Source organism: Arhodomonas sp. KWT, from assembly GCF_010993615.1.
In genome coordinates this window covers 1-4,243 of record NZ_WNXE01000185.1, presented here as the reverse complement: position 1 = coordinate 4,243, position 4,243 = coordinate 1, and the positions used below count along the sequence as shown (strand labels likewise).

Here is a 4,243-nt window from a genome sequence, read left to right as displayed (position 1 = left end):
GGCGGCGCCTTCCGTCACTGGATCCTGGAGCGGGGCGGCAGCGAGGACTTCATGACGCTCTACCGCGGCTTCCGCGGCCGCGAGCCCAGCATCGAGGCGCTGCTGCGCCACAGCGGGCTCGCCGCCTGAGTCACTGTCGCCGCCCGGGGACGTCACGCCCCGGGCGGCGGCCCGTCCGGTGACTTCTGCCCGCCGGGCCAGGCCAGGAAGGGACGCTGCTGACCGCAGCGCCCCGGGCCCCGATCAGTCGCCGGACCCGCCGAAACGCTCGCGCAGCGCCGCACACGGGTCGGCCCGTTCCACGGCGGCCGTGAACCAGACGTAGTCGAAGGGCGGCGTCCCCGCCGGAGGCCCGCCCCGGCCGTCCGGCACCGCCGCCTCGAAGGCCACGGCGACGACGCGGCGTGACGGCGCCCGGGCCGCGATCACCCGCGGGATGGCGTGATCGGTGCGCACATGACCGTGGCCGGCGATGACCACGCTCATCCCCGCCTCCCCGGCGGCCTCCAGCGCCGCACGTGCCAGGGCGCCGTCCCGCGCCCGCTGAATCCCGCGCATGCGCGGCAGCATCTCCTCCGGCAGCAGCCCGCAATGACCCTCGCGAATGGCCTCGGTCATGGAGGCCCGCTCGTCGTCGGGCTGGGGGCGCTCCAGGCCCAGCCGTGTCCGGGTCGCGGCGGACAGGCCCGCCCGCCCCCGGGAACGCAGTGTATCCAGCTGCCCACGGGAGAGGTTGCCCGCGACGATGGGGAGGTCGTGGCGATATGCCGCGGCGAACACCGGGCGGTACATCGACCACGGCGGCCAGCCGGAGTCCGCCCAGTCCACCGCCCCGGCGAGGGCGTCGACGTCGCCGGGATGCTCGCGACGCGCCCGGTCCACCGCCGCCTGCTGGTCCGCGCGCAGCATCTCCAGCACCACCGCCGGGTGCCGGCCCCGGGCGGCCAGGGCATCGATGACCGCCGCCTGATTCTCGTGATGGTGCGGATTGTCGTGCTCCTCGCCCAGCAGCACGATATCCGCGCGGGCCAGCCGCGCCATCAGGGCGGGCCGGTCGATGAACCGCCCCGCCGCCACATCCCGGATCCGGCCCGCCTGCGGCCCGCCGTCATCCACCCCGGTGGCCGCACAGCCGGCCAGCGCCAGCAGCATCGCCGCCCCCATGAGCACCCCTCGCATACCATCGACCTCCTGTTGCCGCCGCCCCGGTTCTCGGCGACCCTGTCCCTGCTGACCAGGTCGTTAGTATTGCCGCCCTTGGCCGTGCCTGTCAGCGGCTTCCGGAATACCGGGCAGGTAACGGCGCGCCGCCGGGGGAGGGAACCGCCCATGGCCGTTCACAATAGCGAGATCGCGGCGCTGTTCGAGCGCTATGCCGAGCTCCTGGAGATCCAGGGGGCGAACCCGTTCCGGGTGCGCGCCTACCGCAATGCCGCACTGATCGTGCGCGGGCTCGGCACCGAGATCGCGCGGATGATCGCGGACGGCACGGATCTCACCGACCTGCAGGGCATCGGCGACGACCTCGCCGCCAGGATGCACGAGATCGTGGACACCGGACGGCTGCAGGCCCTGGAACGCCTGGCCGGCCAGTTCCCCGAGCACCTCGCCGACCTCGACGCCCTCCCGGGCCTCGGCCCGCGGCGCATCCGCGCCCTCCACGACGCCCTCGGCATCGCCAGCCTGGACGACCTCGAGCACGCCGCCCGCCAGGGCCGTATCCGCGGCCTCAAGGGCTTCGGCGCGAAGAGCGAGCACAACATCCTGCACGCCATCGAGGCCCACCGGGACAGCCAGCAGCGCACCCGGCTGGCGGACGCCGAGCGCGTCGCCGAGCCCCTGCTGGCCCACCTCGCCGCGGCCCGCGGCGTGAAGCGGGCGATCATCGCCGGCAGCTACCGGCGCCGGCGCGAGACCGTGGGCGACGTGGATATCCTGGTCAGCGCGGACGCCGGCAACGACGTCATGGACCGGCTGATCGGCTACGACAGCGTCTCCGAGGTCGTCTCCCGGGGCGAGACCCGGGCGACGGTGATCCTCGAGGGCGGCCTGCAGGTGGACCTGCGGGTGGTCCCGGAGGCGAGCTACGGCGCGGCGCTGCACTACTTCACCGGCAACCGCGCCCACAACATCGCCGTGCGGGTGATGGGCCAGCGGCGCGGACTGAAGATCAACGAGTACGGCGTCTTCGAGGGTGAGCACCGGGTCGCCGGGGCCACCGAGGCCTCGGTCTACGCACAGGTGGGGCTGGCCTACATCGAGCCGGAACTGCGCGAGAACCGCGGTGAGCTGGCCGCGGCGGCGGAAGGCCGGCTGCCGGCACTGGTGGACCTCGAGGACATCCGCGGCGATCTCCACTGCCACACCGATACCACCGACGGACGGGACAGCGCGGAGGCCATGGCACGGGCGGCGAAGGCCCTGGGCCGGGAGTACCTCGCCATCACCGACCACACCCGGCGGCTGCGCGTCGCCAACGGGCTCACCCCGGGGGCGTTCGCCGAGCACCTGGACGCCCTGGAGGCACTGGACGCCCGCCTGGACGGCATCCGCGTGCTCCGGTCCGCCGAGGTGGACATCCTGGAGGACGGCAGCCTGGACCTGCCGGACGACATCCTCGCGCGCATGGACGTGGTCGTCTGCGCCGTGCACTACGGCCTGGGACTGCCCCGGGCGAAGCAGACCGATCGCCTGCTGCGCGCGCTGGACAGCCCCCACTGCCAGATCCTGGCCCACCCCACCTGCCGGATCCTCGGCGAGCGCCAGCCCATCGACGCGGACATGGGCCGGGTCCTCAGGGCCGCCGCGGAGACCGGCTGCGCCCTGGAGATCAACGCCCAGCCCGGCCGGCTGGACCTCCCCGACGTGCTGATCAGAGAGGCCCTCGGCCAGGGCGCCCGGTTCGTGGTCGCCACCGACGCCCACGGCACCGAGGACCTGGCGCGCATGCGCCTGGGCCTGGACCAGGCCCGGCGCGGCTGGCTCACCGCCGCCGACGTGCTCAACACCCGCGGCGTGGACGGTTTCCTCGCCGCGCTGCGCCGGCGCTGACCGCGCGGCTCAGCGCACCTCGTCCAGCCGGCCGCTGGCGACGTCGTAGACGAAGCCCCGGACCGAGTCCCGGTGCTGGATGAACGGGCTCGCCTGGACGCGGCGCAGCGACTGGCGCACGTCCTCGGCCGGATCGTCGAAGGCCTCCAGCGCGAACGGCGGACGCATCCCGGTCTCGGCCTCGATCTGTGCCTTCACCCCGTCGTCGTTGAAGGTGAGCATGCCGCAGTCGGTATGATGCACCAGCACGATCTCGCGGGTACCGAGCAGGCGCTGCGAGATCACCAGCGAGCGGATCACGTCCTCGCTCACCACGCCGCCGGCGTTGCGGATCACGTGGGCCTCGCCCAGACCCAGGCCGAGCAGACGGTAGACGTCCAGGCGCGCGTCCATGCAGGCCACCACCGCCACCCGCCGGGACGGCGGCATGGGCAGGCCGCCCTGGTCGAAGCCCTCGGCATAGCTGCGGTTATCCTCCAGAAGCTCGTCGGTCACGCTCATCTCGACCCCTCCCCATGACGGTGGAACATACGGACCGGGGCGCGCCCGCCCCGGATCCGGCAGCGTAAGCGGGTGCCGCCGGGGGCCGGAACCAATCGTTCGTCATTTGCTTATGCCGTCACTCGTTCCTCAGCGGTGGCGTCACGTGCTGGAGCGCTTCGGGGACGAGACGCGTCTGCGCCGGTGTGGCGGGACTCATGCCGGGCAGGCCTGCGTACCGATGGGCCGCGGCGCTCGCCGCGGCCCGCGCGGATCAGGCAGACTGAGCCGGCAGACCGAGGAACAGGACGCCGCCCGCCGTGCTCGTCACCCATCACAGCAACCGCCTGGAGGCCCTCGCCGACGCCCTCGCCGGGCAGATGGCCGCGGCGCCGCTGCCGCCGATGACCGAGGAGACGGTGGTCGTGCCCCACCGCAGCATGGGCCACTGGCTGTCCATCGAGCTCGCCGAGCGCCACGGCGTGACCGCCAACGTGGCGTTTCCGTTCCTCGGCGGGCTGGTCTGGCGCCTGTTCGCCCGGCACTGGACGGCGCTGCCCGAGCAGTCCGGCTTCGACCGCCAGGCCCTGCGCTGGCGGGTGCTCGCGCGGCTGCCGGCGGTGATCGACGCCCCCGCCTTCGCCCCGCTGCGGGCCTACCTCGCCGACAGCGACCACGACAACGGGGTCAAGGCCTACCAGCTCGCCGACCG

General features: G+C 73.6%; 4 protein-coding genes. 2 read left to right on the top strand and 2 right to left on the bottom strand.

Annotated features, from left to right (window positions below):
* Positions 1-243: 243 nt before the first annotated feature.
* Positions 244-1,179 (bottom strand): ChaN family lipoprotein, encoded by a 936-nt coding sequence (locus tag G7A99_RS16250; RefSeq protein WP_205599878.1) that lies wholly within the window; start codon positions 1,177-1,179, stop codon positions 244-246.
* A gap of 150 nt (positions 1,180-1,329) precedes the next feature.
* Between G7A99_RS16250 and polX the strand changes: the two genes are divergently transcribed.
* A complete protein-coding gene (gene polX, locus G7A99_RS16245) occupies positions 1,330-3,051 on the top strand; it encodes a DNA polymerase/3'-5' exonuclease PolX (RefSeq protein ID WP_163142071.1) in 1,722 nt (573 codons plus the stop codon).
* 9 nt (positions 3,052-3,060) lie between these two features.
* On the opposite strand, the gene G7A99_RS16240 is transcribed toward polX, so the two are convergent.
* A complete protein-coding gene (locus G7A99_RS16240) occupies positions 3,061-3,552 on the bottom strand; it encodes a carbonic anhydrase (RefSeq protein ID WP_018716699.1) in 492 nt (163 codons plus the stop codon).
* A gap of 299 nt (positions 3,553-3,851) precedes the next feature.
* Here G7A99_RS16240 and G7A99_RS16235 point away from each other — a divergent pair.
* The coding region (locus G7A99_RS16235; RefSeq protein ID WP_163142068.1) for an exodeoxyribonuclease V subunit gamma at positions 3,852-4,243 on the top strand (392 nt) is incomplete at its 3' end.

What these genes read in the sequence shown, in the direction of transcription:
- G7A99_RS16250 (WP_205599878.1), bottom strand. Translation starts at nt 1,179, where the DNA reads ATGCGAGGGGTGCTCATGGGGGCGGCGATGCTGCTGGCGCTGGCCGGC.
- polX (WP_163142071.1), top strand. Translation starts at nt 1,330, where the DNA reads ATGGCCGTTCACAATAGCGAGATCGCGGCGCTGTTCGAGCGCTATGCC.
- G7A99_RS16240 (WP_018716699.1), bottom strand. Translation starts at nt 3,552, where the DNA reads ATGAGCGTGACCGACGAGCTTCTGGAGGATAACCGCAGCTATGCCGAG.